This window comes from Undibacterium sp. Ji42W (genome assembly GCF_049340405.1).
Lineage (GTDB): Bacteria > Pseudomonadota > Gammaproteobacteria > Burkholderiales > Burkholderiaceae_D > Undibacterium.
The window spans coordinates 1-25,236 of sequence record NZ_JBMPOV010000012.1 but is presented as its reverse complement, the minus strand read 5'-3'; the positions used below and the strand labels follow the sequence as shown (position 1 = coordinate 25,236).

The following is a 25,236-nucleotide window of genomic DNA, read 5'->3' as shown; positions in this document are numbered from 1 at the left end:
TATGTTTTTGCTTTCCATATAAACAAAACAACGTGTGGCAAACAACAATGCAAAGCCATTCAAAACCAAATGGAAAATGAATACTGCAGCAAGCTAAATCGCAGAGAATGAAATCAGAATTTGAGGATACTGTATCATTTCCTGCTTTGCCATTCATACGCCCAGAGGCATGCAACCATTTTCTGCCTTTCTGGTCTGAACCATCTATGAGTCTGTACCAGCTTTTAGCGCAATTTATCCGCCAGCACTGGCGTCAGTACATCAGTGCTGGTCTGATGCTGTTTGCCGTTGCTGTCATGACGGTCTTGATACCACGCCGTGTCGGCATGATTATCGATGGCATGGTGGCAAGGCGTTTTGACAATCTAGGTCTGATGTGGGAACTGTCGTGGCTGCTGGGCATGGGCCTGGCGATCTATTTCCTGCGGGTGGGTTGGCGCACGCAATTGTTTACCGCGTCATATCAACTGGGCATGCAACTGCGTACCCAGTTGTATCAAAGGCTGAGCGTGCAGGGTTCGCGTTTTTTCCAGCAGCAAAGAACCGGCGACCTGATGGCACTAGGCACCAATGATGCCGATGCCATAGAACTGGCAGCGGGCGAAGCAGCCCTGGCCGGTTTTGATGGCAGCCTGACATTTGCCCTGGTGATAGGCATGATGTTGCTGGGCGTGGACTGGCGGCTGGCGCTGGCGGCCTTGCTACCCTTTCCTTTCATGGCATGGGCGTTCAAGCATATTACCCATCATATACAGGATGCCTCACGCGATTCTCTCGACCGTTTCAGCAAACTCAATGACCAGGTGCAAGAAACCTTGTCCGGCGTGCGCACCCTGCGCGCCCTGGGCCTGGAACAACGCAGCGCGGCACAGTTTGCCGAACTGGCAGAAAACGCCGCCGCTGCCAGCCTGAATGCCCAACGCTGGGAAGCTGCCTATGAACCTGCCGTTGGCCTGAGCCTGACCGCAGCGGGTGCATTGACGCTGGGTGTCGGTGGTTACCTGGTCTGGCATGGTGAAATGAGTATCGGTGCGCTGACCAGTTTCTCTATGTATTTAGGTCAGCTGATCTGGCCGATGTTTGCCGCCGGCTGGGTCTTGTCGCTGCTGGAACGCGGCAAGGCAGCCTGGGCGCGGCTGGAACCGGTCTTGACGCAGGAACTGAGTGTCAACGACGAAGGCAAGCTGGAGACACCACCCGCCGGTGATTTGATCGTGGACAATGTCAGCTTTGCCTATCCTGGGCAGAACAGGCCAGCCTTGCAAGACATCAGCCTGCGTATTGCACCGGGACAAACCATAGGTATAGTTGGCCCCACCGGCTCAGGTAAATCCAGCGTCGTGCGCCTGTTGCTGCGCCAGATCGAGGCTGAGCAAGGCCATGTGGTATGGGGCGGACATGCGCTGGCAGACTACAAATTGCAAGCCTTGCGCCTGGCTATCAACTGGGTGGCGCAGGAACCATTTTTATTCTCGGCTTCGATTGCTGACAATATATCCCTCAGCAATCCAGATGCCAGCCGCGCCGACGTGATGAAAGCAGCACAGCTGGCATCAGTCGATGATGATATACAACGCTTCCCGCATGGCTATGACACGCTGGTGGGAGAACGTGGTGTCACTTTGTCGGGCGGCCAGAAACAGCGTGTGGCCATCGCCCGCGCCTTGCTGACGGCCAGCCCCTTATTGCTGCTGGACGACGCCTTGTCGGCAGTCGATACACAAACCGAAACGCATATCCTGCAACATCTGGCAGAGTTGCGACAAGAACATCCTGAACGCAGTGCTGTCATCGTCAGTCACCGCCTGAGTGCGGTACTGGAAGCCAATCACATCCTGGTTTTGCGTGAAGGCAAAATCATAGAACAAGGCAATCACCAGACCTTGCTGGATTTGAATGGCTGGTATGCAACGCAATGGCGTTATCAACAATTGGAAGCAAGCCTGGATGCAGCCTGATACGAAAAAACTACCCGCTGCCATGTCAGAAAAAAAACAGGCAGTGCATTTGCTGCTGCATGCAGCCCGCAGTGAAAAACGCCATGTCTGGCTGGGCATTTTCTTTTTATTTATCGCGGCTGGTCTGGAAGCAATTGGCCCCTTGCTGGGCAAAGCCTTCATAGACAGGTACCTGTTGCCGCATCAAATGAATATGGGCATGGTCACAGGCTTGCTGGCTGCCTATGTATTATCAGGCTGGGCTGCGACCTGGTTACGCTATCTGCAACTGACGCGGCTGGCAGGTGTCGCCATGCGGTCAGTGAGGCGCTTGCGTGAACAAGTGTATGAACATGTCTTGCGCCTGCCCATGGCTTTCTTTGACAAGGCGATTACCGGTCAACTGGTCAGCCGCGTCACGAATGACACGGAATCGGTCAAGAGCCTGTATGTGCAAGTATTGTTCGTTATGCTCGACAGCACCATCGTCGTCATCGGTGCTTTGACTGCCATGGCCTGGCTGGAATGGCGTTTGATGCTCATCGTCATCATGCTGATACCGGCAGTCATCATCATCGTCTGGTTTTACCAGCGCTGGAGTGCGCCTGCCGTCAGCAAGGCGCGCCAGCTGCGCAGTGAAATCAATGCCCAGGTGGCAGAGAGCATCAATGGCATGAGCACGCTGCAAGCCAGCAATGCCGAGCGCCGTTTTGGTGAGCGCTTTGCCAAGACCAACCAGTTGCATTACGCAGCAAGGCTGGATGAATTGCGTGCCAATGCCTGGTTGTTGCGCCCAGCGCTGGATCTGATGAATTCGATCTTGCTGGTGGTAGTGATTTTCACTTTCAGCCAGCGCAGTTTTTCTGGTGTGGAGATAGGTGTGCTATATGCCTTTGTCAGCTACATCGCCCGCGTGGTGGAGCCTTTGATACAGATCACCCTGCAATTCGGCCAGATACAGCAAGCGGTGGTATCTGCTGCCCGCGTCAACAAGCTGCTGAACGAACACCAGCATGTACAGGCCACTAGCGATGCGCGTATTACCAATGGTCACCTGATGCTGGACAAAGTGAACTTTGGTTATGACCCTGCACGGCCAGTCTTGCATGACTTTAGCCTGAATATTCCGGCGGGCAGTTTTTATGGCATCGTCGGTCATACTGGCAGTGGCAAATCCACCCTGCTCAGCCTCTTGCTGCGTTTTTATACGCCGCAGTCTGGCCGCATGGAAGTCGATGCTCAGCCGCTGGCCAGCATCACGGATGCGCACTTTCGCGAAAAGGTCGGGCTGGTGCCGCAAGAACCCTTTTTGCTGGCAGCGAATGCCCGCGAGAATATCGCCATGGGGCGTGACATCAGCGAGGCAGATATCATCGCTGCTGCCAAGGCTGCGCATGTCCATGATTTTATTTTACAACTGGAAAATGGCTACGATACACCGCTGGGCGAAGGTGGTGCGCGGCTCTCTACGGGGCAAAAACAATTGCTGGCAATTGCCCGGGCGCTGGCTGGCAAGCCGCGCATCCTGTTCCTGGATGAGGCGACTTCCCATATCGACAGCGAAACCGAACAGGTAGTACAAACCGCGCTGACGGAATTGCGCGGCAAGGTCAGTATCATCGCGATTGCGCACAGGCTATCCACCATACGCGATGCTGACAGCATCATCGTGCTGAATCACGGCAAGCTGGCGGAGCAAGGCAATCATCAAGAATTAATGCAAATCGATCAGGGCATTTATCAGCGCCTGTATTTGCTGCAAACCCTGGAAGAGTAAGGAATAGCATGAAGAAGTGGATAATATTTGGCCTCAGTCTCTGTACCACCTTGTTTTTGGCAGCCCTGGCATTTGTTTTTTTTGTTGTAGCGCCCGGTTTGCCCACACTGGAAGCGGTGACTGATTACCGCCCCAAAATACCGCTGCGCATTTACACCTCCGACAATGCCTTGATCGGTGAATTTGGTGAAGAGCACCGTGATTTTGTACCGATCAAGCAAATCCCGGCTGTCATGAAAAATGCGCTGCTCTCGATAGAAGATGCGCGCTTTTATGAGCATGGTGGTATCTCCTTCATCGGTGCCGGGCGCGCCATTCTGGCAGACCTGCGCGGTGGTTTTCATCAGGGTGCATCGACCATCACCATGCAGGTGGCACGTAATTTTTTCCTGACCAATGAAAAGTCGGTAGAACGCAAGATGAAAGAAATTTTGCTGACTTACCGTATCGAAGACGCACTGACTAAAGACCAGATCCTGGAACTGTACATGAACCAGATTTTCCTGGGCAAACGCAGCCATGGTTTTTCCAGTGCCGCCAAAACTTACTTTGGCAAATCACTCGATCAATTGACCTTGGCAGAAGCCGCCATGCTGGCGGGTGTACCGCAAAACCCGGTGCGACATAATCCCGCTGTGAATTTTGAAAAGACCAAGCAAAGACAGTTGCTGGTCTTGAAGAGCATGGTCAGGAATGGCTTCATTACCGAAGTACAGATGGAAGCTGCCGCCAAGGAAGACATCAAGGTCGTCAAGGGCCAGCAATTCGATGCCCATGCTGACTACGTTGCCGAGATGGTACGCCAGAGTATTTATGCGCAATACAAGGAAGACACTTATACCAAGGGGATCAAGGTCTATACCACCATCAACAAGGCTGAGCAGGATGCCGCTTATGAAGCCGTGCGCCGCAATATCATGGCCTATGACCAGCGTCATGGTTATGACGGCCCGGAAGCGCATATAGACTTGCCTGCCGACGAAGATGAGCGCGATGACGCCATAGACCAGATCTTGCGCAAGCATCCTGACAATGACAAGCTATTGGCAGCCGTGGTGACCCAGGTGTCCAGCAAGATCGTCAAGGCTGAACTGCAATCCGGTGACAGCATAGAAATCACTGGCGATGGCTTGCGTTTTGCCGCCGCAGCGCTGACCGAAAAAGCCAAAGCGGGCATCAAGATACGCCCTGGTTCTGTGATAAGGGTGATGCAGGATGCAAAAAAACGCTGGGCAATCACCCAAATTCCTGAAGTGGAAGGTTCATTCGTGGCGCTGAATGCAGACGATGGTTCTTTCCGCGCTATGGTGGGTGGTTTTGATTACAACCGCAAGAAATTCAACCATGTGACCAGCGCCTGGCGTCAGCCTGGTTCCAGCATCAAGCCCTTCATTTATTCTGCCGCGCTGGAAAAAGGTTTTTACCCCGGCACCCTGATCAATGACGTGCAACTCTCGGAAACATCGGACAGCAACTTACGCTGGGACCCGCGTAATGATGATGGCAAATATGATGGCCCCATCACCATGCGCACAGCGCTGGCGCAATCCAAGAACGTGGTGTCGGTGCGTATCTTGAAAGCCATCGGCGTCGATCATGCCAAGACATGGTTGCCACGCTTTGGCTTTGACAAGGACAAGCACCCTGCCAACCTGACCATGGCGCTGGGTACTGGTTCCGTGACACCGCTGCAACTGGCGTCGGCCTATGCGGTATTTGCCAATGGTGGTTACGCGGTCAACCCCTGGGTGATCAGCAAGGTGGTGGATGGCAAGGGCGTCGTGCTGTTTGAAAACAAGCCACCTGCCAAGGCGCAGGAAGATTCCCGCGTCATTGATGCCCGCAATGCCTACATCACCGACCAGATGTTGCGCGAAGTAGTGCGCAGCGGCACTGGTGCGAGTGCCACTGCAAAACTGGGACGCCGCGACCTGGCAGGCAAGACAGGTACGACCAGCGACGCTGTCGACGGCTGGTTTGCCGGTTATGCCGCCAATGTCGTGGCAGTGGCCTGGATGGGTTATGACGATCCCAAGACCCTGGGTGGCCGTGAATTTGGATCTACCCTGGCCCTGCCTATCTGGATAGACACCATGCGCGTGGCACTGGCTGGCAAGCCTGAAGTAGTGCGTGCCGTGCCTGAAGGCATCAGCAATGCCGAGGGTGACTGGATGTTTAATGAATTCCTCAACGGTGCCGGCGTGCGCACGCTGGACATGGGTGATGCACCGGTGGCAGACCCGGCAGCAAGTTCAGCCACGCAATAGCTGACAAATAGCTCACCTGTACCATCGCCCACAAAGAAAAAACCCGCAGATTGCTCTGCGGGTAAGTATCCCGACCTTTGGAGGTAAAACTTTTCAGGATGGGCGCATGGTAGTGGCTGGACATGACAAGCGCATGACAAATCATGGCCGCCATAAAAAAAGCCCGCTGGCAGAGGCCAACGGGCTAAAATCCTGTGCGGGAAGCAAACAGGATGGTGGTAAATCTCACAAACTCTTGCTCATCAAACTTCTATTGAGCGAATAGAGCACAAAGCACCCTCTTATTCCGCGCCTGAAACACCTTGCAGATTTTGTAGACTCTTCTGCATCGCTTTACACAATGTCAGGTTAAGAGATGACTACTACCTACCGCCCACAAAGGTCTTTGCCGCGCGAGCCACAATTCATGCATGGCACGCCAGGTACCATCTACATTCTGCAAAACGATGGCCTGCGCCAGGGTCTGTACAAGATCGGTGCTACCCGCCGCTCTGGCGTCTCCAAGGCCATGGAACTCAACCGTGACCAGCAACAACTGATCCCCGGCCAGTATGAATGCGCATTTGAACTGCATACCAAGGATTGTGGCCAGGCGCTTGATGAAATCCTGAAACTGTTCCAGCAAGAGCGCCGTGGCAAACGCGGGGATGAATTCTATGAATTCGATCTCGACGTTGCTGCCGGTAAAATCGCCAACATCATTGCCACCATCAACCGCCAGGGCCTGGTACGCCAGCAACACACGCTATCGATGATGCGCCACCTCGAACCAGACGAACCCAGCACCAGCAATGCCGAAGCCTTTACCCCACCGCCTTCCGGCATATTCAAGAAGGCGATAGCCTGGGTGAATAGCTGAACTGGCGGGCTGTTTTCAACTCTGTATTTCAGCTACACAACAGCCTTCAGATAATTGCGCTCACGTCCAGCCTCCTGGCCCTTGCGCAAGGCGGTAAAGCCTTGATCGAGATCAGCCAGTAAATCCTGTACTGCTTCCAACCCCACATGTAGGCGCAACATCGGTGCCTGCCATTTAGCGGCATTGACACTGCGGTAAGAGGCCGGGTTGGTCGGCAAGATCAGGCTCTCAAAACCACCCCAGCTAAAACCGATGCCAAACAGGCGGGTGCGGTCTATCAATGCAGCGACCTGCTGCTCAGTGATGTCGGCACGGAATACTGCGCCCATCAAACCGCAGGCATATTCCGCTTTGAAATCACGCTTCCACAATTCATGGCCAGGGCTGCCTGGCATGGGCGGATACAAGACCTCGGCCACTTCTGGCTGTTCTTTCAACCAGCGTGCCACGACATGGGCACTTTCCCTGTGCGCTGCCAGGCGTGCTGCCAGGGTGCGCAGGCCACGCAAGGCCAGTGCTGCATCATCTGCGCCTATGGTCATGCCCAGTTGGCGGTAGGTATTGCGGATACGCTCTTCCAGCGCTGCCGTCGTCAAAATCGCACCCATCAGGGCATCCGAATGACCGACGATGTATTTGGTGGCAGCATGGATGGAGACATCGATACCCAGCTCAAACGAATCCCAGCCTATCGGCGTGGCCCAGGTAGTGTCAGACACGACGACAGCACCTCGCGCATGGGCGGCGGCGGCAATGCCGGGAATGTCTTGTATTTCAAACGTCAGGGAGCCTGGCGACTCAACAAAGATCACCTTGGTATTGCATTGCATGAGATCAGCAATGCCACGGCCCACCAGCGGGTCATAATAAGTCGTGGTGACGCCCATCTGTTTCAACATGCCATCGCAGAACAAGCGGGTTGGGTCGTATACGGTATCGACCATCAGCAAATGGTCACCAGACTGTAGCAGGGCCAGCAAGGTGGTGGTGATGGCTGACAAGCCTGACGGTGTCAGCATGCAGGCAGCAGCGCCTTCAGCCGCGCACAGGGCCTGTTCCAGCGCCTGTGTGGTTTCATTGCCATGACGGCCATAGGCACGGCGTGTGCCACAGGCACTCTTGAGGGAGGCGACATCAGGAAACAGCATGGTCGAAGCCCGTACCACGGACGGGTTCACAAAAGCCGCATGATCCTTGCCCTTGCGACCTGCATGTGTCAGGCGGGTGGAAGTTTGTAACACTGGCTCGACGATAATCATGGTGATTCCTTTGTTAATTCTGTGCATTAGCTGATTGCTACCTGATGCCTATCCGTAATAACCAAGATCGCGTCAGGTGATACCAGCTACATCCTAGCAACAGCGCATAAGAATTTTTTACCAAATTATTCAAGGATTTATGCTATTTTTAGAAAAATTTCCTAAAAATTAGAATATATGGACAAAATTGATCTAGAAATACTGAATATCTTGCAGAAAGACGCCTCCATTGCACTGGCCGACCTGGCCCAGGCCGTGCATCTGTCGGTCACCCCCTGCTGGCGCCGTGTGCAAAAGCTGCAGGAAGATGGCGTGATCAGGCAGCAAGTCACACTCTGTGACCCGGTCAAGCTGAACCTGGGTTTGACGGTGATGGTGGCACTGAAGGCGGCCCAGCATAATGAGAAGTGGATGCAGCGTTTTATTGCCGGCGTGGGGGCGATACCAGAAATTGTCGAAATCTTGCGTATGAGTGGCGAGATCGACTACCTGTTGAAAGTCTATGTGCCAGACATGGCAGGCTTTGACCAGGTCTATAAAAAGCTGGTGAAAGTGGCGGACTTGCAAGATGTCAGCTCCAGCTTTGTGATGGAAGTCATCAAGAACACTACTGCCTTGCCGTTGAATTACGCGGTGCTGAAGAGTGGCAAAAACTGAGTTTGTTCAGCCTCTGAAGCGATAATGTTCTTGCGTGAACAAATCTATGCCGCATTGCAGGTTTTCTATCCAGTCCAGGAAAGCAGTGATCGCTTCACGCCCCACGAAGTAGCGGCCATGCTGGGGCACCAGCATGCTGACATCCATCTGCCTGACCATATTCGCCCACAGGCGGCACACCTTGTTGGACACCATATAGCGTTGATGAAAACCACTCATGGTATGCACATGATCTAAAAACTGCGCCTTGGTGGTGATTGGCGTTTCTATGTCATGCGCCTCGACCATGGATGCACCAACGTCACCAGAAAACAGGATTTTCGATTTGCTGTCGTAGAACTGGAAGTTACCTTCAGCATGCAGGAAATGTGCAGGCACGGCATGGATGATGGTGTCGCGCAAACGCACTGGCATGCCTTCATCGGGGATGCCAACGATGCGGCCTTCTGCACGGTTCAAGTTGCAAAAATGCGGCACAAAACGTGACCATAATTTGGAGACATACAAATCACAATTCGTGCCCATGAGCCATTTGTCGAGTGCGCCGATAATATCTGGGTCCTGATGCGAAGCGAACAAATACTTGAGGTCTTTCTTGGGCAGATACTTGTGCAGGCTGACCAGCAATGCGTTATAGGTCAGGTTGCCGGAAGGATCAATCAACGCGCCCTCACCTTCCGATACAACAAGGAATTGATTGGCCTGGACGGCATGATCAGCAGTGTCATCCAGCAGATCATTAAACATCACGCAGATGTGTTTGCCATCATTAAAAAGTTCTATCGCCAATTGATCCCCGCATACCATAGGTGTGAACGGCTATTGTAGAAAAACTGGCAGGCTTGCCCTTGACGTGGATCAAGGATAGATAAAGCTCCTGGCTAATTCTGTTCACATGAAATCTTGTCATCTGTATTTCTGCCACAGCGCTAAACCAGCAAAGCAGCTACACTCTGGCAATAAGACTCCCCCCAGTTTTCATGACAAGCGCACGCATGATAGAACGCATACTATCCATCATCCTTCCTGTGTTCATCATCATCGGTCTGGGCTATGCCTACGCACGGCGCAAGGGCCCGGCTGCTGCAGCGGACATGGTCTCAGTCAACCGCATCAGCATGGACGTGCTGTGTCCCTTGCTGATTTTTACTGCGCTGGCGGGCAAAGACTTTGATGTGGCGCGCAACCTGTGGCTGATACTGGCGGGTGTGTTGATCGCGCTGGGTTCAGGTTTATTGGCCTGGCCCGTCGCGCGATTGCTGGGTTACGACGTGCGCAGCTTCGTGCCACCGATGATGTATAACAATTGCGGCAATATGGGTTTGCCGCTGGCGGCGCTGGCCTTTGGTACCAGCGGCCTGTCGGCTGCTGTGGCGCTGTTCATGGCTTGCAACCTGGTGTACTTCACAGTGGGCATACGCATCATCCAGCATGGGCATCCTGATCATCAGGATAACCCCTGGCGCTTTCTGTTAAGCCCGATGATGCTGGCGATGGCAGCAGGCATGCTGTTCGCGGTCTTGCAAATTCCCTTGCAGCCCACGCTATTGCTGGCTTTGAAAATGACAGGTGATGCCTGCATCCCCATCATGCTGTTTGCACTCGGTGTGCGCATGCTGGATATCAATTTTGCCAGTTGGCGCATAGGCGTGGCGGGTGCCATCGTCTGCCCGCTGGCGGGTTTGCTGGTGGCCGGAATACTGGAATTGATCTTGCCGCTGACAACAACTCAGCGCGGCCAGATGTATCTGTTTGCGGCGCTGCCACCCGCTGTATTTTGCTTCATGGTAGCGGAGCAATACAAACAGGAACCGGACAAAGTCGCGTCGATAGTTTTGCTTGGCAATGCCGCCGCTCTACTGTTTGTACCTTTGGGTTTGTGGCTGGGTTTGCGTTAGCGTCTGTTTACGATCTGTAGCGAGCGTCAGCGCGATCAGGGTAAAAAAACGCAGCGCAAAAAGCGGAATGTACTTAAGTACCTGAGCATGTTGAGCAGCACATGAGTCCCGCGTGGACTCCCATTGCGCTCGCGCAGTAAGATCGTAAGCAGGTTCTTAGAAAAGCCGCCAGGCAATATAAGCCGGCACCAGCGCCATGGGGCCAGCCAGCAAGACAAGCCAGGCAAAGCGGTTCACCCCAGGGATCAGCGCACTCACACTCGGCTTATCGGGATGGTAAGTAATGCTGACGGTGCTACCCTCGGGATATTTGGCGACAATATTCCTTGCGACCCGCTTGCTCGGCCAGCCACAAAAAAATGCTTTGTCTCCCTGATAAACCTGACCATTGACACTGTAGTCATACAGTAACTGGAAACTCCATTCTTGTATGGCACTGTCTTTATATCCCGTCGTGCGATGGAAGTATCTTCGTACTTTGCATACTCTGACTTTTGCCTGCACTGTAGGCCAGTGCAGGCTTTGACTGGCCCTGAAAAGGTCCAGTACAGACCAGAACATCCAGGCAACGGCAATGAAGATGAACAGAATAGCGAAGTAGATTCCCATGGCTGCAAAAAACCTGACATAAAAAATCCCCGGCAGATCATCTCTGGCGAGGATAGTGTTGCGATGAGCAAGTTATATTAAACCAGTCTTTGCCAGATAGCTGTCGTGGCTGCTGCCTGGTTCAAAGAATAGAAATGCAAACCCGGCGCACCACCTGCCAACAGTCGTTCACACATGGAGGTCACTACATCCAGGCCAAAGGCTTTGATGGAAGCCGTATCGTCACCATAGCTGGCGAGTTTAAGGCGTATCCAGCGCGGTATCTCGGCACCGCACATTTCAGAGAAACGCTGTAACTGTGTGCTGTTAGTGATAGGCATGATGCCTGCCACGATAGGTGCTGTGACACCCGCCTTGCGTGCTTCTTCAACAAAACGGAAGTAGGCATCAGCATTATAAAAATACTGGGTAATCGCAGCATTGGCACCAGCATTCATCTTGCGCACGAAACTGTTCAGATCATCTTGTGGCGAACGCGCCTGTGGGTGCATTTCCGGGTAGGCCGCGACTTCGATATGGAACCAGTCACCAGTCTCGGCACGGATAAATTCCACCAGCTCATTGGCATAACGGAATTCACCACCCATGCCATAACCACTGGGCAAGTCACCACGCAGTGCCACCAGCCGGCGAATATCATTGGCCTTGAATTCATTGAGGATAGTACGGATGGATTCATGGGTACCGCCAACGCAGGACAGATGTGGTGCCGCGTCATGGCCTTCACGGCGTATCTCGGTCACGGTATCGAGCGTACCCTGCTGAGTCGTGCCACCAGCGCCAAAAGTGACAGAGAAATATTTAGGATTAAGTTCAGCCAGTTTGGCCCTAGTGACACGCAGCTTTTCCGTGCCTTCCGCCGTCTTGGGCGGAAAAAATTCTATGCTGAAATTAGGCGTCTTCATCTTTTTTATTTTGCAACAATAAGGTCGAGAGTGCCCAGGAGATCACGCTGTATAACAACGCTCCACCCACTGCAGCCCAGAAGCCGGTAACGTGAAAGCCATCCACCATATTTGCCACACCCCAGAACATCAGGCCGTTAATGATAAAGATGAACAAGCCCAGGCTCAAGACCGTTGCTGGCAGAGTCAGTATCAATACGATGGGGCGGATGATGGTATTCACCAGGCCGAGTACTACAGCCACGACCAGCGCCGTACCAAAGCTGTCGATTTGTACTGAAGAAATCAAATAAGGGATCGCCAGCAAAGCCAGCGCATTGACCAACCAGGTTGCCAGTAAACGCATACATGCTCCTGTCGTAGAGGGATGAAGCTGTAGCCACAAGATACAGCTTCATTACACCTGTCCGTGCCTGCCATGACATATGGCAAACACGGATAGGTGCCGGGTGATTAATAACGGTAGTGATCTGGCTTGTAAGGGCCGTTTTGGCTCACGCCGATATAGGCAGCCTGCTCTTCTGTCAGCACGCTCAGTTGCGCATTGAGTTTTTTCAATTGCAGACGGGCGACTTTTTCATCCAGGTGCTTAGGCAAAGTGTAGACGCCGACTGGATATTTCGCTGTATTGGCAAACAATTCGATTTGCGCGATGGTCTGGTTGGCGAAAGAAGAACTCATGACATACGATGGATGGCCAGTACCGCAACCCAGGTTCACCAGACGACCTTCTGCCAGCAGGATGATACGCTTGCCGTCAGGGAAAATCACATGGTCAACTTGCGGCTTGATGTTTTCCCAAGTGTATTGCTTCAATGCGGCGACGTCGATTTCATTATCGAAGTGACCGATGTTGCAAACGATGGCCTGGTCTTTCATCTTCAGCATGTGCGCATGGCTGATGACGTGGTAGTTACCTGTCGTTGTCACGAAAATGTCGCCATGTTCAGCAGCATATTCCATGGTCACAACGCGGTAGCCTTCCATCGCTGCCTGCAATGCGCAGATAGGATCGATTTCAGTTACCCATACCTGGGCAGACAAGGCACGCATGGCTTGCGCAGAGCCCTTGCCTACATCACCGTAACCAGCGATAACGGCGACCTTGCCAGCGATCATGACGTCAGTTGCTCGTTTGATGCCATCGACCAGGGATTCACGGCAACCATACAGGTTGTCGAACTTGGACTTGGTGACGGAATCATTGACGTTGATGGCAGGGAAAGCCAGCTTGCCATCTTTATGCATCTGGTACAGGCGATGTACGCCTGTCGTTGTTTCTTCTGTCACGCCCTTGATTTCTGCCAGGCGTTTGGAGTACCAGGTACCATCAATCGCCAGGTGTTTTTTGATCGCATTGAACAGGCAGATTTCTTCTTCTGAACCTGGGTTGGCCAAGACAGAAATATCTGTTTCAGCACGAGTACCCAGATGCAGCAACAATGTCGCGTCGCCGCCATCATCAAGAATCATGTTGGAATAGCCGCCGTCTTTCCATTCGAAAATACGGTGAGTGAAATCCCAGTACTCATCCAGGTTTTCGCCTTTGAAAGCGAACACTGGTGTGCCGCCAGCAGCAATCGCTGCAGCAGCATGGTCTTGTGTGGAATAAATATTGCAAGATGCCCAGCGCACTTCTGCACCCAGGGCCAGCAGTGTTTCAATCAACACGGCAGTCTGGATAGTCATGTGCAGGGAACCGGTGATACGGGCACCCTTCAAAGGCTGGCTAGCTGCGAACTCTTCACGAATAGCCATCAGGCCCGGCATTTCTGTTTCAGCAATGCGGATTTCCTTGCGGCCCCAATCAGCGAGACTCAGGTCAGCAACGAAAAAATCTTGAGAAGTATTAGTAGTGGATGTGTTTGCTACGACGGCGTTCATCACGCCCTCCTTTCTAATGAAAAAAGTAACGTGAGCGCGGTTATGGATATCCCAAGCCTGGCAAAAACTCGTAGTTTTCGTCGCAACGCTCCTTGGAAGATTTGAAGTATAGCGCAGCTCTGGGCTTTGTGCAGATTTCTTGCTATTTGTAACGAATAAGTCTTACAAAGAAACTGGCCACCCTTTGCAGGGATTTGGCATTTAAGCAATCGTGAGTCTTTTATTTGATTACTTGAGTATTTTCTCAAAGCAAACAGCCTCTGTCCGTCCCGCATATTTACCAAAATTTGGAATCCGTACGTAGCCATGTTTCTCATAGAAAGTGACCGCACGCTGGTTGATGAGGCGGGTTTCCAGACGTAGACTCAGGTAACCAAATTCTTTGGCGGCAGCTTCAAGATGTGACAATACGGCAAGACCCACACCCGCTGCCTGTGCATACATACGCTTGACTTCAGCCACACCCTCGCTTATCGGACGAAAAGCGCCGCAACCCACGGCCTTGCCATCTTCATTGCGTGCCAGCACAAACAAGGCACCGGGCACGCGCACATCCTGCATGTCAAATGAAGAACGGCCACTGTCACCTGTGATGGCTGCCAGGCTGGCAGACAATTCATCCAGCAAAACAGCGGCCTCGGGCAAGGCTGGGTCAACGGTGGCTATATAAAACGAACTCATGTAGGTCAAGGCTTGTCACTTATATGTTTTTAACTTATATGTTTTTAACTTATATGTTTTTAACTTATATGTTTTTAACTCATATGTTAATGACCATCAAAATTACAGACAGTGAACAGCGGCAGGCCGCTCTCCTGGATGATCTTTGAGCCACCAAGCTCAGGCAAGTCAACAATGACAGCACCTTCCACTACTGTTGCGCCCAGGCGTTCCAGCAATTTCTTGCCTGCCATCATGGTGCCACCAGTAGCGATCAGATCATCGATCAACACTACGCGGTCACCTTGTTTACAGGCATCAGAATGCAGTTCTACCGTTGCGCTGCCATATTCAAGCTCGTATTGTTCAGATACGGTATGGAAAGGCAACTTGCCTTTCTTGCGGATAGGCACAAATCCCAGGTTCAGCTCATACGCCACCACAGAGCCGATGATGAAGCCGCGTGCATCCAGGCCAGCTACAACGTCAAGCTTTTCATCCATGTAGCGATGCACAAACATATCAATCAGCACACGGAATACTTTAGGATTTTGCAACAAGGGGGTAATGTCGCGGAACATCACGCCTGCTTGTGGCCAGTTTTCCACCGTGCGTATATGTTGTTTAATGTATTCAGCCGGATTCAACATCGAGCATGTCCTTCAAATTTAAAAATAACCCGCTATTTTAACAGCCGCTGCTCTGCTCTAGCGACTGCTTCGGAAGTTCCTCTGACAACGACCACGTCGCCATTCTGTAAAACGATGTCATCGCGCTGTTCCAGCCTGGTCTTGCCACGGCGGACAGTGTGGATATCGACTTCCAGCTCAGCCAGGTTGATCTCTGCCAGTTTCTGACCTAGCGCTTTGGCATTGTCGGTCAAGACAACGGTATGCAGGCGTATCTGCATGCTCTCAGGGCTGTCAGCGGCGTCACTGGCACCGTGGAAGAAGCCACGCAGCGATTCATAGCGCGCCTCACGCGCGACCTGCACCCTGTGTACCACGCGCCGCAAAGGCACACCAAGCATCACCAGCGCATGCGAAGCCAGCATCAGGCTGCCCTCCATGAGTTCTGGCACTACCTCAGTGGCACCGGCAGCCCTGAGCTTATCGAGATCAACATCATCATGACTGCGCACGATGACAGGCAGGCTGGGGTTCATCTCATTGACGAAATGCAAAACCTTGAGCGCGGATGCGGTGCTGGTATAGGTCACCACCAGTGCCGAGGCGCGGTTGACGCCCGCAGCCAGCAGGCTTTCACGCCGTGCCGCATCGCCATACGAGACATTCGCACCGGCAGTCTGCGCTTCCCGCACACGGTCGGGGTCAAGATCGAGGGCATGGTAATCAATATTTTCTTCAGACAGGATACGCGCCAGGCTCTGCCCGCTGCGACCAAAACCGGCAATGATCACATGCTTCTTGGTGGTCATGGTGCGGGCAGCGATCTGGGTCAGTGCCAGCGATTGCATCATCCATTCATTGGCAGAGAATTTCATGACGATGGCATCGGACTTGGACAGGATGAAGGGTGAAATCAGCATGGAAATCACCATGGACGCCAATATCAATTGCACCAGCATGGGATCAACCAGTTGCAAGCCACCTGCCTGGTTTAGCAAAACGAAACCAAATTCACCAGCCTGTGCCAGCCCCAGACCGGTACGCAAGGCAACGCTGGTGGAATTGCCAAATGCTCTTGCCAGCGCCGCGATCAGTACAAACTTCAGCAAGACTGGCCCTGTCAGCAGCAGCAGCACCAGCCAGAATTGCTCATACACCAGACGCACATTGAGCAACATGCCGACAGTAATAAAGAACAGCCCCAGCAAGACATCGCGGAAGGGTTTGATGTCTTCTTCCACCTGATGGCGGTATTCGGTTTCTGAGATCAGCATGCCAGCAACGAACGCACCCAGCGCCATCGATAAACCGGCTTTCTCGGTCAGCCAGGCCGCGCCAAGAGTAATGAACAAGAGGTTGAGCATGAACAGCTCTTGTGAGCGCCGCTTGACCACGATGTGGAACCAGGCGCGCATGAGTTTTTGCCCGACCACCAGCAGCAAGACCAGCACCACCGCCGCCTTGCCACTCGCCAGCGCCAGAGTTTTGCCAAGGTCCGGTGATTTTGACGCCAATGCTGGAACCAGGATCAGCAAAGGCACCACAGCCAGATCCTGAAACAGCAGCACGCTAATGATTTGCCTGCCATGCAGGCTTTCCAGTTCCAGTCTTTCTGTCAGCATTTTGGAGACGATGGCAGTTGAGGACATCGCCAATGCGCCACCAAGTGCGAATGAAGCTTCCCAACTGATCTGAAACATGCCTGGCAAAAAGCGGCTGGCTACCCAGCCAAATACCATGCTGGTCAGTATCGTGACCAGCACCTGTGCCATCCCCAGGCCAAATACGGCCTTACGCATGGCCATGAGTTTGGCAAGGGAAAATTCCAGCCCTATGGAGAACATCAGGAAGACCACGCCAAATTCGGCCAGTTCATGGGTTACTGCACCGTCTTCGGCCATACCAAAACCGTGTGGGCCGATGAAGATGCCAACCACCAGATAACCCAGCATGGGCGGCAGTTGCAGCATACGGAATGCGACCACGCCCAATACGGCAGCAGCCAGCAATAAAAGTGTGGTGTCCAGTCCTGTCATGTCGCCTATTATTGCCGATTTATCGGCTTGCTATCCTGCTTTTGGGCAAACATAATTCATTACGTTACAACTGGCAAAGTTTTTGCTTAGAGGATTTCGTTTATACTTCTGGCATGAATGAACTGAATACACATTTATCTTTTATACAACACCCCGCGACAGACGCGGCTGTCGCAGCACAGCGCGCCCTGAAACTGGCTTGTGAAACCCTGCAAATCGAGTCTGACGCCCTGCTTGCCCTGCAAAAACGCCTGGGTAATGGCGATGCCGCAGGATTTGCGCAGGCAGTCAGTATGTTGTTGGCATGCCACGGTAGGGTCGTGGTGTCTGGCATAGGCAAGTCTGGCCATATTGCCCGAAAAATATCGGCCACCTTTGCCTCGACGGGCACACCATCGTTTTTTGTCCATCCGGCTGAAGCTGCGCATGGCGACCTTGGCATGGTCACTTCGCAGGATGTGTTTATTGCCATCTCCTATTCTGGTGAAGCGTCTGAGTTGATGTCCATCCTGCCCATCATCAAGCGGCTGGGTGTGAAACTGATTGCCATGACGGGCAACCCGGAATCCAGCTTGGGCAAGCTGGCTGATATCCATCTGAACTTGCATGTAGACAAAGAAGCCTGCCCGCTGAATTTGGCACCGACTGCCAGCACCACAGTGACGTTGGCGCTGGGCGATGCCCTGGCGGTGGCGGTGCTGGATGCGCGTGGCTTTAGAGAAGAAGACTTTGCCCGCTCGCACCCCGGTGGCTCGCTTGGTCGCCGTCTGCTGACACACGTCAGAGACGTCATGCGCACCAACGAAGACATCCCGCAGGTTGGGCCAGAAACCAGCCTGAAAACTGCGCTGCTGGAAATCACCAAAAAAGGCATGGCGATGACTGCCGTAGTGGATGAACATCAAACGGTACTGGGCATTTTCACCGATGGTGACTTGCGCCGCCTGATGGATGGCACTCGCGACTTTACCCAGTTGCGCATTGCGGATGTCATGAACCACAGCCCACGCCGCATACGCCCGGAACAATTGGCTGTTGAAGCCGTCGAAGTCATGGAAACTTACCGCATCAACCAGTTGCTGGTCGCTGACGACAGCGGCAAACTGGTGGGTGCCTTGCATATCCATGACCTGACCAGAGCCAAGGTGATCTGATGAATAATCCTGTAGGTTCTGTAGAGAGAGCCAGTAAAGTCCGGCTCATGATTTTTGATGTGGACGGCATTCTGACCGACGGCAGCTTGTATTTCGGACCAGAAGGCGAAATGATGAAGTGTTTTAATGTGCTCGACGGGCAAGGCATCAAGCTCTTGCAACAGGCAGGCATCATCACGGCTATCATCAGCGCAAGGCAATCGGCCATCGTCAGCAAGCGTGCTGCTGATCTTGGCATCAGCCACGTCAGCCAGGGCATCCATGACAAGAAGAGTGCATTTCTTGAACTGCTGGCGAAGCTGGACATACCTGCGCAAGAATGCGGCTTTATTGGTGACGATGTCATTGATTTGCCAATACTGACACGGGTCGGTTTTGCAGCGAGCGTACCGAATGCCCATGCCGAAGTACAACAGCGCGTTCAATATATTACCAAGGCCAGTGGCGGCCAGGGGGCTGCGCGCGAAGTCTGCGACTTTATCCTGCGCGCCCAGGGCAAATATGAACAGGCTTTACAAGCATATCTGACATGAAACCCCAAATGACCATAGACCGCTTCCGCATCTGGCTGGCCGTGATATTGCTGGGCGTAATCACCATGGGCACTATCTGGGTCATGGAAGTCATACGCCGTCATGCAGATGATGAGCAAAACCGCACTTCTGCGAGGTCAGCGCCGGATTACTATGTGGAGAAATTCAATTTCATCCGGCTGTCGAACAATGGCAAGGCCAATTACCACATCACCGGTGACAGCCTGGTGCATTTGCCGCGGACTGACAATATAGAAATCAAGCACCCGCAGATCAACAGCTTTGACCAGGACAGGCCACCGCTGCACCTGCGTGCTGAACTCGCCGTTGTATCGCAAAAATCATCGCTGACCACGCCCAAGCGTGAGCATGACATGGTTCATCTGTATGACAATGTCAGCATGGAAAGACCCGAGGGTCTGAGTTCACAATTCGTGCGTGTGGAGTCTGATTATCTTTTGCTCTTGCCGGATGACGATATCGTTAAAACCGACAAACCGGTTTCAATCACGACCGGCAAACTGCATTCAACTGCAACTGGCATGATTGCCAATAATTCAACCCAAGGCCTGGAATTGCTGAGCAAGGTTTACATTCAACTCAAGAAACGTGAACCAGCTCCCAAAACCGGGAATAAATAAGCAAGAAAGCGACTATGCACATGATCAAAACATCATTTAGCGTCACACGCTTGATCAGCCTGGCCTGCCTGGGGCTAGCCTGTGTTTCTGCCAATGCAGAAAAAGCCGACAGCAACAAGGAAACCATCATCAAAGCAGGGTATGGCATCAGTGATGGCAAAGCCAGCGTCAGCAGATTATCCAAGGGCGTGTCCCTGGTGCGCGGCACCCTGACCGTCACTTCTGAGAGTGCTGTCGTGACCGAAGCCCCGAATGGCGATCAGTTTGTTGTTCTGACAGGTGGCAGTGGCCGCAAAGTCACCTTCCGCCAGAAACGCGATGGTGGCCCTGACTTGTGGGTTGATGGCGAAGCAGACCGCGCTGAATATAACCAGAGTACAGAAATCGTCAAATTCATTTCCAAGGCCAAGGTACGCTATCTCGAAGGCAAGCGCGTCACCCAGGAACAAGAAGGTGAATACTTGTCTTATGACAGCAAGAATGATGTTTTTGTTGGCACGAATTCAACGAGCGGCCAGCATGTGGATGGCTCAGGCAATATCACCATTACCTTGCAACCAAAACCAGAAAAACAGGCTAAATAAGATGACAGCACAGTCAAGCAGCACCTTGCTTGTCAAGGGCTTGCAAAAGCGTTACGGTGCGCGCCAGGTGGTGCGCGATGTATCACTGCTATTGAAAAGCGGTGAGGTAGTCGGTTTGCTAGGCCCGAATGGCGCAGGCAAGACTACTTCGTTTTACATGATCGTTGGCCTGGTGCCCTCAGACGCAGGAGACATCACGATTGATGATGTGAATATCTCGCAACTGCCTATCCATGAACGTGCCGTACTGGGTCTGTCTTACCTGCCGCAAGAGGCATCAGTGTTCCGCAAGCTGACGGTAGAAGACAATATCCGCGCTGTACTCGAATTGCAAAAAGACAGCGAAGGCAAGTATCTCGGTGCCAAGAAAATTGAGCAAAGGCTCAATGCCCTGCTGGCAGATTTACAGATAGAAAAAATACGCGAAAGCCAGGCGCTGTCACTGTCAGGTGGTGAGCGTCGCCGCGTCGAAATTGCCCGTGCACTGGCGACCAACCCACGCTTTGTCTTGCTGGATGAACCCTTTGCCGGTGTTGATCCTATCGCCGTCATCGAAATCCAGCGCATCGTGCGCTTCCTCAAGGAACGCGGCATAGGTGTGCTGATCACCGATCATAATGTGCGCGAAACCCTGGGCATCTGCGATCATGCCTACATCATCAATCAAGGAGCGGTACTTGCCAGCGGCAAGCCTGACGACATCATACAAAATGAATCTGTACGTCGCGTTTATCTCGGAGAACACTTCCGGATGTGACGGGAATCATCATGAAACAAAGCCTGCAACTACGTACCTCACAACATCTGGCCTTAACGCCGCAATTGCAGCAATCAATACGATTATTGCAGTTATCCACTTTGGAATTGCATCAGGAGCTGGAGACGCTGCTGACCGATAATCCCATGCTGGAACGCGTCGATGATCCCCTCGATCACGCCGTGCGCCTGCTGGCCGATGGTGCCATTAATACCAGCAGCACTTCTGCCGATGCGGGCATGGAAGCACCAGTGCCAAGAGACGACAGCGACAGGTCTGCCGACCCAGCCCCGGCTGATGCAGAAACCGTCGTCAGTAACGACAGCACCACCTCCAGCGAAGAAGACTGGGGCTTTGATGATGTGCAGCATGGCAGCAAATCTGGCGATGATGAAGATGGCCGCCCGCAGCTGGGTGCAGCCCATGTCACCCTGCGTGAGCACTTGCTGGAACAGATGCGCCTGAACCTGCGTGAACCGCGTGACCGCGCCCTGGTCGAGTTGATGATCGATGCGCTCGACAATAATGGTTACCTGACCGAAACATTAGATGAAATACATGCCAGTTTGCCACTGGAGTTGTTTGTAGAACCAGAAGAACTGGCTTTTGCCCTGAACATGCTGCAAAGCTTTGACCCGGCAGGTGTCGGTGCGCGCAGCCCGTCAGAATGCCTGGCCCTGCAAATCAAGCGCTTACCAAAAGTTGCTTTCGTCACACGCAGGCTGGCATTGCAAATTGTTGAAACACAACTGACTTTATTTGCACAAAGAGATTTCACCAAACTCAAGAAAATCCTCGACTGTGATGACGAAGATTTGCGCGATGCACAAACTGTGATCAGGATGTGCAAACCCAGACCTGGCATTGCTTTTGCTGCCGATGAATCTGATTATGTCGTGCCAGACGTGATCGTCAGAAAATCTACTAACGGCTGGCAAGTCATGTTGAATCAGGATGTCATGCCCAGGCTGCGGGTAAGCAGCATGTATGCCAACATCATGAAGCAAAACCGTGGCGAAGCTGGCATGGGCGCACAATTGCAAGAAGCCCGTTGGCTGATCAAGAATATGCGCCAGCGTTTTGAGACTATATTGCGCGTTGCACAAGCCATAGTCGAAAGGCAACGCAATTTTTTCACGCACGGTGCTGTTGCTATGCGACCCCTTGTTTTGCGCGAAATTGCTGATACACTAGGATTACACGAGAGCACTATCTCCCGTGTTACAACTCAAAAATACATGTTGACCCCACATGGCATGTTTGAGTTGAAGTACTTTTTCGGCAGCCATGTCGCGACGGAAACAGGGGGTGAAGCATCTTCCACCGCGATACGTGCACTCATCAAGCAGTTGATAGGAGCAGAAGACCAGAAAAGCCCACTCTCTGATAGCAAAATTGCAGACATGCTGGGTGAACAGGGCATGGTAATTGCCCGACGGACAGTTGCCAAATACCGTGAAGCCCTCAAAATCCCCCCAGTCAGTTTGCGTAAATCTTTGTAAGCAGTCCTTGTAATCACGGTTTGAATTGCTATATATGATTTAGCTCAAGGCAAATAAATGCTGAGAGCGTATCATTACAGCAAGCAACATCACTATAGGAGCACAGTATGAATCTCACCATCAGTGGACATCACGTCGAAGTAACTCCTGCAATTCGTGAATATGTACATACCAAACTAGAACGTATCAGGCGGCATTTCGACCAGGTCATTGATATCGCCGTCATCCTGACGGTGGACAAGCTCCGGGAAAAGGATAAACGACACAAAGCCGACATTAATCTGCATATCAGCGGTAAAGATATCCACGTTGAAAGTCTGGCGCATGATCTGTATGCGGCAATCGATGCACTGGTAGATAAACTTGATCGCCAGGTCATCAAGCACAAAGATAAAATGCAAGACCATCAGCACGACGCCATCAAGCACATACCTGATCCGGCATCGGCTTCATAAGACCCCAGTCCTTACCCTGACAGGGTTGTGGACATCCAAAACAAGGACGCTAAAGGCGTCCTTTTTGTTGGGTGCATGGTTTTGAGGTTAACAATTTACATCAATCAGTAACTGAATTACCCTGAGAAAATCCGCATACTTATTAACCGTCATTCTACCTGGCTAGCTCTCCAGCATAGATTTAGCTGAAATCCGCCTGGCTAGTGCGTTCGTAGCGTGAATGCCTTGCAACAATCCTGTACGCGTATTAACGTCATTCCAGCATGCTTTTGGCTGGAATCCAGCGGCGTTCGTCGTATGCCGTGGCGTTTTTTTACATGTGGCACTTTGACTAAAACGTTTGCTCTCCGTGGATACAAGCCGGGTCTCGGCCCGGCAGCCGAAATACTTTCTTTGCGTCGCCAAAGTAAGTATTCAAAGAAAGGCGACCCAGGCGTAGCCGCCCCTACGGGGTGCCCATTTGTGCAGTACAAAAAATGGGAAGATCCGAAACTCGCCTGCGGCCTTGCCCTTAGGAACATGCGCTTGCAAGCGCATGCCGTTACGCAGGCGTGCAGCATGCTGCACGAAACCCCTGCTACACCTCAAACAGCGGCTCTTCTTTTTCCATTTTCTGTACTGCACAAATGGCGGCTACACATGGGAACTGCGGAAAATCAAAAACAACATAAACCCCAAAGTCAAACCCAACGGCAACCACAACCAGTCCTTACGCTATTTCCTCATAAACATATACACCCCGTGACGCCCAGGCCCGACAAAGTTAAAATAGCAGCTTCATCCCCTACCCTGCATAGTCAACCACCATGAGCGAATTTGTACTTACCACCGTCAAGAACAATATAGGCTACATCACCCTAGACAGACCCAAAGCTTTGAACTCGCTGTCACTCGATATGGTAAGAGCGCTGACGACGACCTTGCTGGCCTGGCAGGATGATCAGAGCGTGCGTGCCGTGTTTATCCACAGCAGCAGCGAGAAAGCATTTTGTGCTGGTGGTGATATCCGTTTTTTCTATGATGTCGGCACGGCCACACCCAAAGGTGACTCCGCCCTGCTGGAAGATTTTTTCACGGAAGAGTATGCCTTAAATCATTTAATCCATTTCTACCCAAAACCCTATATCGCGCTGATGAATGGCGTGGTCATGGGGGGCGGCATGGGTATCGCACAGGCAGGGCCAGATTGCCGTTTGCGTATCGTCACTGAGCGTACCAAGATGGCCATGCCGGAAGTGAATATCGGTCTTTTCCCTGACGTAGGGGGCGGCTATTTCCTGTCGCGCACTGAGGGGGAAATTGGTACTTACCTTGGATTGACTGGCGATATCATCACTGCCGCTGATGCCATCTATGCCGGTCTGGCGGATGTCTATATACCTACTGCAGAAATACCGGCACTGATGAATTTGCTCAGTGAAAGCACCGCCACGGACCTGCGCCTGGCGATACGCGATTTCGCAGCAACTTTTGCAGACCAGGCGAAACCGGATATCAGCAAACTGGCAACGCAACATGCGGCCATTAATGACATCTTCCAAGGCAATAGTGTTACTACCATTTGTGAAAAACTGGAGCAGCACAACAGCGAATTCGCCCAGCAAACCCTGACCACCATGCAAAAGCGTTCGCCATTGCTGATGTCAGTCACACTGGAACAACTGCGCCGCAGCAAAGACATGACAGTATCGGCCTGCCTGCGCATGGAAAGAAACATGGTACGCCATTGCTTCAAACATGGCGAAGTGCTGGAAGGCGTGCGTGCATTGGTGGTGGATAAAGACAATACGCCACGCTGGTCACCTGCGACATTGGCTGAAGTAACGACGGAACAATTGACAGGATTCTTTGCCGAAGCCTGGCCTGCTCATGCGCATCCTTTGCGGTATTTGGAAGGGTGATTGCAAGAATGACCGATCAAAGCTTTGATCAATCGTAGCTCACGAAATTTGCACGAAGGTCGCGATGACGTTGTTTTTGATTTTCCGCAGTTCCCATGTGTAGACGCCGTTTGTGCTGTACAGAAAATGAATTAAGAAGGACCGCTGTTTGAGCCAAAGGCGAGTTTCGGGCCTTCCCATTTTTTGAACTGCACAAACGGGAACTCCCTTTAGGGCTGATCATTACCCACATATTACTTATTGCTCCGCATGATTAGAAACATGTCGGTGATATGTGGCAGGTGTTGGAATCCGCGCCATAAAACTTGAGGGCCAGGTGCGCCGTCGCCTTT

At 52.4% G+C, this 25,236-nt stretch carries 23 protein-coding genes and 1 riboswitch; of the genes, 14 read left to right on the top strand and 9 right to left on the bottom strand.

Annotated features, from left to right (window positions below):
• Positions 1–206 precede the first annotated feature (206 nt).
• From ACO0LG_RS23550 to ACO0LG_RS23535, 4 genes are all read left to right on the top strand, one after another.
• Entirely contained in the window at positions 207–1,958 is a 1,752-nt protein-coding gene (locus ACO0LG_RS23550; RefSeq protein WP_423030009.1) for an ABC transporter ATP-binding protein, read from the top strand.
• Positions 1,948–3,714 (top strand): ABC transporter ATP-binding protein, encoded by a 1,767-nt coding sequence (locus ACO0LG_RS23545; protein WP_423030266.1) that lies wholly within the window; start codon positions 1,948–1,950, stop codon positions 3,712–3,714. The genes ACO0LG_RS23550 and ACO0LG_RS23545 overlap by 11 nt, the downstream gene beginning before the upstream one ends.
• A gap of 8 nt (positions 3,715–3,722) precedes the next feature.
• Entirely contained in the window at positions 3,723–5,981 is a 2,259-nt protein-coding gene (locus ACO0LG_RS23540) for a penicillin-binding protein 1A (RefSeq protein WP_423030007.1), read from the top strand.
• 355 nt (positions 5,982–6,336) lie between these two features.
• On the top strand, positions 6,337–6,840 hold the full coding sequence (locus ACO0LG_RS23535) for a hypothetical protein (protein ID WP_423030005.1): 504 nt from the start codon (positions 6,337–6,339) through the stop codon (positions 6,838–6,840).
• A 32-nt stretch (positions 6,841–6,872) separates the two neighbouring features.
• On the opposite strand, the gene metC is transcribed toward ACO0LG_RS23535, so the two are convergent.
• Positions 6,873–8,099, bottom strand: coding sequence for a cystathionine beta-lyase (metC, locus tag ACO0LG_RS23530; protein WP_423030003.1), 1,227 nt, complete (start codon positions 8,097–8,099; stop codon positions 6,873–6,875).
• 177 nt (positions 8,100–8,276) lie between these two features.
• On the opposite strand from metC, the gene ACO0LG_RS23525 reads away from it, so the two are divergent.
• A complete protein-coding gene (locus tag ACO0LG_RS23525) occupies positions 8,277–8,756 on the top strand; it encodes an Lrp/AsnC family transcriptional regulator (protein WP_423030001.1) in 480 nt (159 codons plus the stop codon).
• Positions 8,757–8,762: 6 nt separating this feature from the next.
• On the opposite strand, the gene ACO0LG_RS23520 is transcribed toward ACO0LG_RS23525, so the two are convergent.
• Positions 8,763–9,545 carry an MBL fold metallo-hydrolase gene (locus ACO0LG_RS23520; RefSeq protein WP_423029999.1) on the bottom strand — a complete coding sequence of 261 codons (783 nt, stop codon included), beginning with the start codon at positions 9,543–9,545 and terminating at the stop codon, positions 8,763–8,765.
• 206 nt (positions 9,546–9,751) lie between these two features.
• Between ACO0LG_RS23520 and ACO0LG_RS23515 the strand changes: the two genes are divergently transcribed.
• Positions 9,752–10,654: an AEC family transporter gene (locus ACO0LG_RS23515; protein WP_423030264.1), complete on the top strand. Its 903-nt coding sequence runs from the start codon at positions 9,752–9,754 to the stop codon at positions 10,652–10,654.
• A 156-nt stretch (positions 10,655–10,810) separates the two neighbouring features.
• On the opposite strand, the gene ACO0LG_RS23510 is transcribed toward ACO0LG_RS23515, so the two are convergent.
• From ACO0LG_RS23510 to ACO0LG_RS23480, 7 genes are all read right to left on the bottom strand, one after another.
• Positions 10,811–11,263, bottom strand: a complete 453-nt coding sequence (locus tag ACO0LG_RS23510) for a DUF3592 domain-containing protein (protein ID WP_423029997.1) — start codon at positions 11,261–11,263, stop codon at positions 10,811–10,813.
• Positions 11,264–11,340: 77 nt separating this feature from the next.
• On the bottom strand, positions 11,341–12,168 hold the full coding sequence (gene metF / locus ACO0LG_RS23505) for a methylenetetrahydrofolate reductase [NAD(P)H] (protein ID WP_423029995.1): 828 nt from the start codon (positions 12,166–12,168) through the stop codon (positions 11,341–11,343).
• Positions 12,155–12,514, bottom strand: coding sequence for a phage holin family protein (locus tag ACO0LG_RS23500; protein WP_423029993.1), 360 nt, complete (start codon positions 12,512–12,514; stop codon positions 12,155–12,157). Before ACO0LG_RS23500 ends, metF begins: the two co-directional genes overlap by 14 nt.
• A 107-nt stretch (positions 12,515–12,621) precedes the next feature.
• On the bottom strand, positions 12,622–14,052 hold the full coding sequence (gene ahcY, locus ACO0LG_RS23495) for an adenosylhomocysteinase (protein WP_423029991.1): 1,431 nt from the start codon (positions 14,050–14,052) through the stop codon (positions 12,622–12,624).
• 25 nt (positions 14,053–14,077) lie between these two features.
• Positions 14,078–14,152: riboswitch (S-adenosyl-L-homocysteine riboswitch) on the bottom strand.
• Positions 14,153–14,280: 128 nt separating this feature from the next.
• Positions 14,281–14,733 carry a GNAT family N-acetyltransferase gene (locus ACO0LG_RS23490; protein WP_423029989.1) on the bottom strand — a complete coding sequence of 151 codons (453 nt, stop codon included), beginning with the start codon at positions 14,731–14,733 and terminating at the stop codon, positions 14,281–14,283.
• Positions 14,734–14,819: 86 nt separating this feature from the next.
• Complete coding sequence (locus ACO0LG_RS23485) at positions 14,820–15,362, bottom strand: adenine phosphoribosyltransferase (protein WP_423029987.1); 543 nt, start codon at positions 15,360–15,362, stop codon at positions 14,820–14,822.
• A gap of 32 nt (positions 15,363–15,394) precedes the next feature.
• Positions 15,395–17,377: a monovalent cation:proton antiporter-2 (CPA2) family protein gene (locus ACO0LG_RS23480; protein WP_423029985.1), complete on the bottom strand. Its 1,983-nt coding sequence runs from the start codon at positions 17,375–17,377 to the stop codon at positions 15,395–15,397.
• A gap of 113 nt (positions 17,378–17,490) precedes the next feature.
• Between ACO0LG_RS23480 and ACO0LG_RS23475 the strand changes: the two genes are divergently transcribed.
• The 8 genes from ACO0LG_RS23475 to ACO0LG_RS23440 all read left to right on the top strand — a co-directional run bounded on the left by ACO0LG_RS23475 (position 17,491) and on the right by ACO0LG_RS23440 (position 24,904).
• On the top strand, positions 17,491–18,531 hold the full coding sequence (locus ACO0LG_RS23475) for a KpsF/GutQ family sugar-phosphate isomerase (RefSeq protein ID WP_423029983.1): 1,041 nt from the start codon (positions 17,491–17,493) through the stop codon (positions 18,529–18,531).
• Positions 18,531–19,064, top strand: a complete 534-nt coding sequence (locus ACO0LG_RS23470; RefSeq protein ID WP_423029981.1) for a KdsC family phosphatase — start codon at positions 18,531–18,533, stop codon at positions 19,062–19,064. Before ACO0LG_RS23475 ends, ACO0LG_RS23470 begins: the two co-directional genes overlap by 1 nt.
• Entirely contained in the window at positions 19,061–19,705 is a 645-nt protein-coding gene (gene lptC, locus ACO0LG_RS23465) for an LPS export ABC transporter periplasmic protein LptC (RefSeq protein WP_423029979.1), read from the top strand. Before ACO0LG_RS23470 ends, lptC begins: the two co-directional genes overlap by 4 nt.
• 20 nt (positions 19,706–19,725) lie before the next feature.
• Positions 19,726–20,289: an LptA/OstA family protein gene (locus ACO0LG_RS23460; protein WP_162057449.1), complete on the top strand. Its 564-nt coding sequence runs from the start codon at positions 19,726–19,728 to the stop codon at positions 20,287–20,289.
• A gap of 1 nt (position 20,290) precedes the next feature.
• Positions 20,291–21,046 (top strand): LPS export ABC transporter ATP-binding protein, encoded by a 756-nt coding sequence (lptB, locus tag ACO0LG_RS23455; RefSeq protein WP_162039597.1) that lies wholly within the window; start codon positions 20,291–20,293, stop codon positions 21,044–21,046.
• 11 nt (positions 21,047–21,057) lie between these two features.
• Positions 21,058–22,548 carry an RNA polymerase factor sigma-54 gene (locus tag ACO0LG_RS23450; protein WP_423029976.1) on the top strand — a complete coding sequence of 497 codons (1,491 nt, stop codon included), beginning with the start codon at positions 21,058–21,060 and terminating at the stop codon, positions 22,546–22,548.
• A 107-nt stretch (positions 22,549–22,655) separates the two neighbouring features.
• Entirely contained in the window at positions 22,656–23,003 is a 348-nt protein-coding gene (gene hpf, locus ACO0LG_RS23445; protein ID WP_110255966.1) for a ribosome hibernation-promoting factor, HPF/YfiA family, read from the top strand.
• Positions 23,004–23,809: 806 nt separating this feature from the next.
• The gene (locus ACO0LG_RS23440; protein WP_423029974.1) at positions 23,810–24,904 is read left to right on the top strand and encodes an enoyl-CoA hydratase/isomerase family protein; all 1,095 of its coding nucleotides are present in this window, start codon (positions 23,810–23,812) and stop codon (positions 24,902–24,904) included.
• Positions 24,905–25,236: the final 332 nt, after the last annotated feature.

Excerpts from the sequence above, each read along its gene's own strand:
- ACO0LG_RS23550 (WP_423030009.1), top strand. The coding sequence starts at position 207 with ATGAGTCTGTACCAGCTTTTAGCGCAATTTATCCGCCAGCACTGGCGT.
- ACO0LG_RS23545 (WP_423030266.1), top strand. The coding sequence starts at position 1,948 with ATGCAGCCTGATACGAAAAAACTACCCGCTGCCATGTCAGAAAAAAAA.
- ACO0LG_RS23540 (WP_423030007.1), top strand. The coding sequence starts at position 3,723 with ATGAAGAAGTGGATAATATTTGGCCTCAGTCTCTGTACCACCTTGTTT.
- ACO0LG_RS23535 (WP_423030005.1), top strand. The coding sequence starts at position 6,337 with ATGACTACTACCTACCGCCCACAAAGGTCTTTGCCGCGCGAGCCACAA.
- metC (WP_423030003.1), bottom strand. The coding sequence starts at position 8,099 with ATGATTATCGTCGAGCCAGTGTTACAAACTTCCACCCGCCTGACACAT.
- ACO0LG_RS23525 (WP_423030001.1), top strand. The coding sequence starts at position 8,277 with ATGGACAAAATTGATCTAGAAATACTGAATATCTTGCAGAAAGACGCC.
- ACO0LG_RS23515 (WP_423030264.1), top strand. The coding sequence starts at position 9,752 with ATGATAGAACGCATACTATCCATCATCCTTCCTGTGTTCATCATCATC.
- ACO0LG_RS23510 (WP_423029997.1), bottom strand. The coding sequence starts at position 11,263 with ATGGGAATCTACTTCGCTATTCTGTTCATCTTCATTGCCGTTGCCTGG.
- metF (WP_423029995.1), bottom strand. The coding sequence starts at position 12,168 with ATGAAGACGCCTAATTTCAGCATAGAATTTTTTCCGCCCAAGACGGCG.
- ACO0LG_RS23500 (WP_423029993.1), bottom strand. The coding sequence starts at position 12,514 with ATGCGTTTACTGGCAACCTGGTTGGTCAATGCGCTGGCTTTGCTGGCG.
- ahcY (WP_423029991.1), bottom strand. The coding sequence starts at position 14,052 with ATGAACGCCGTCGTAGCAAACACATCCACTACTAATACTTCTCAAGAT.
- ACO0LG_RS23490 (WP_423029989.1), bottom strand. The coding sequence starts at position 14,733 with ATGAGTTCGTTTTATATAGCCACCGTTGACCCAGCCTTGCCCGAGGCC.
- ACO0LG_RS23485 (WP_423029987.1), bottom strand. The coding sequence starts at position 15,362 with ATGTTGAATCCGGCTGAATACATTAAACAACATATACGCACGGTGGAA.
- ACO0LG_RS23480 (WP_423029985.1), bottom strand. The coding sequence starts at position 17,377 with ATGACAGGACTGGACACCACACTTTTATTGCTGGCTGCTGCCGTATTG.
- ACO0LG_RS23475 (WP_423029983.1), top strand. The coding sequence starts at position 17,491 with ATGAATGAACTGAATACACATTTATCTTTTATACAACACCCCGCGACA.
- ACO0LG_RS23470 (WP_423029981.1), top strand. The coding sequence starts at position 18,531 with ATGAATAATCCTGTAGGTTCTGTAGAGAGAGCCAGTAAAGTCCGGCTC.
- lptC (WP_423029979.1), top strand. The coding sequence starts at position 19,061 with ATGAAACCCCAAATGACCATAGACCGCTTCCGCATCTGGCTGGCCGTG.
- ACO0LG_RS23460 (WP_162057449.1), top strand. The coding sequence starts at position 19,726 with ATGATCAAAACATCATTTAGCGTCACACGCTTGATCAGCCTGGCCTGC.
- lptB (WP_162039597.1), top strand. The coding sequence starts at position 20,291 with ATGACAGCACAGTCAAGCAGCACCTTGCTTGTCAAGGGCTTGCAAAAG.
- ACO0LG_RS23450 (WP_423029976.1), top strand. The coding sequence starts at position 21,058 with ATGAAACAAAGCCTGCAACTACGTACCTCACAACATCTGGCCTTAACG.
- hpf (WP_110255966.1), top strand. The coding sequence starts at position 22,656 with ATGAATCTCACCATCAGTGGACATCACGTCGAAGTAACTCCTGCAATT.
- ACO0LG_RS23440 (WP_423029974.1), top strand. The coding sequence starts at position 23,810 with ATGAGCGAATTTGTACTTACCACCGTCAAGAACAATATAGGCTACATC.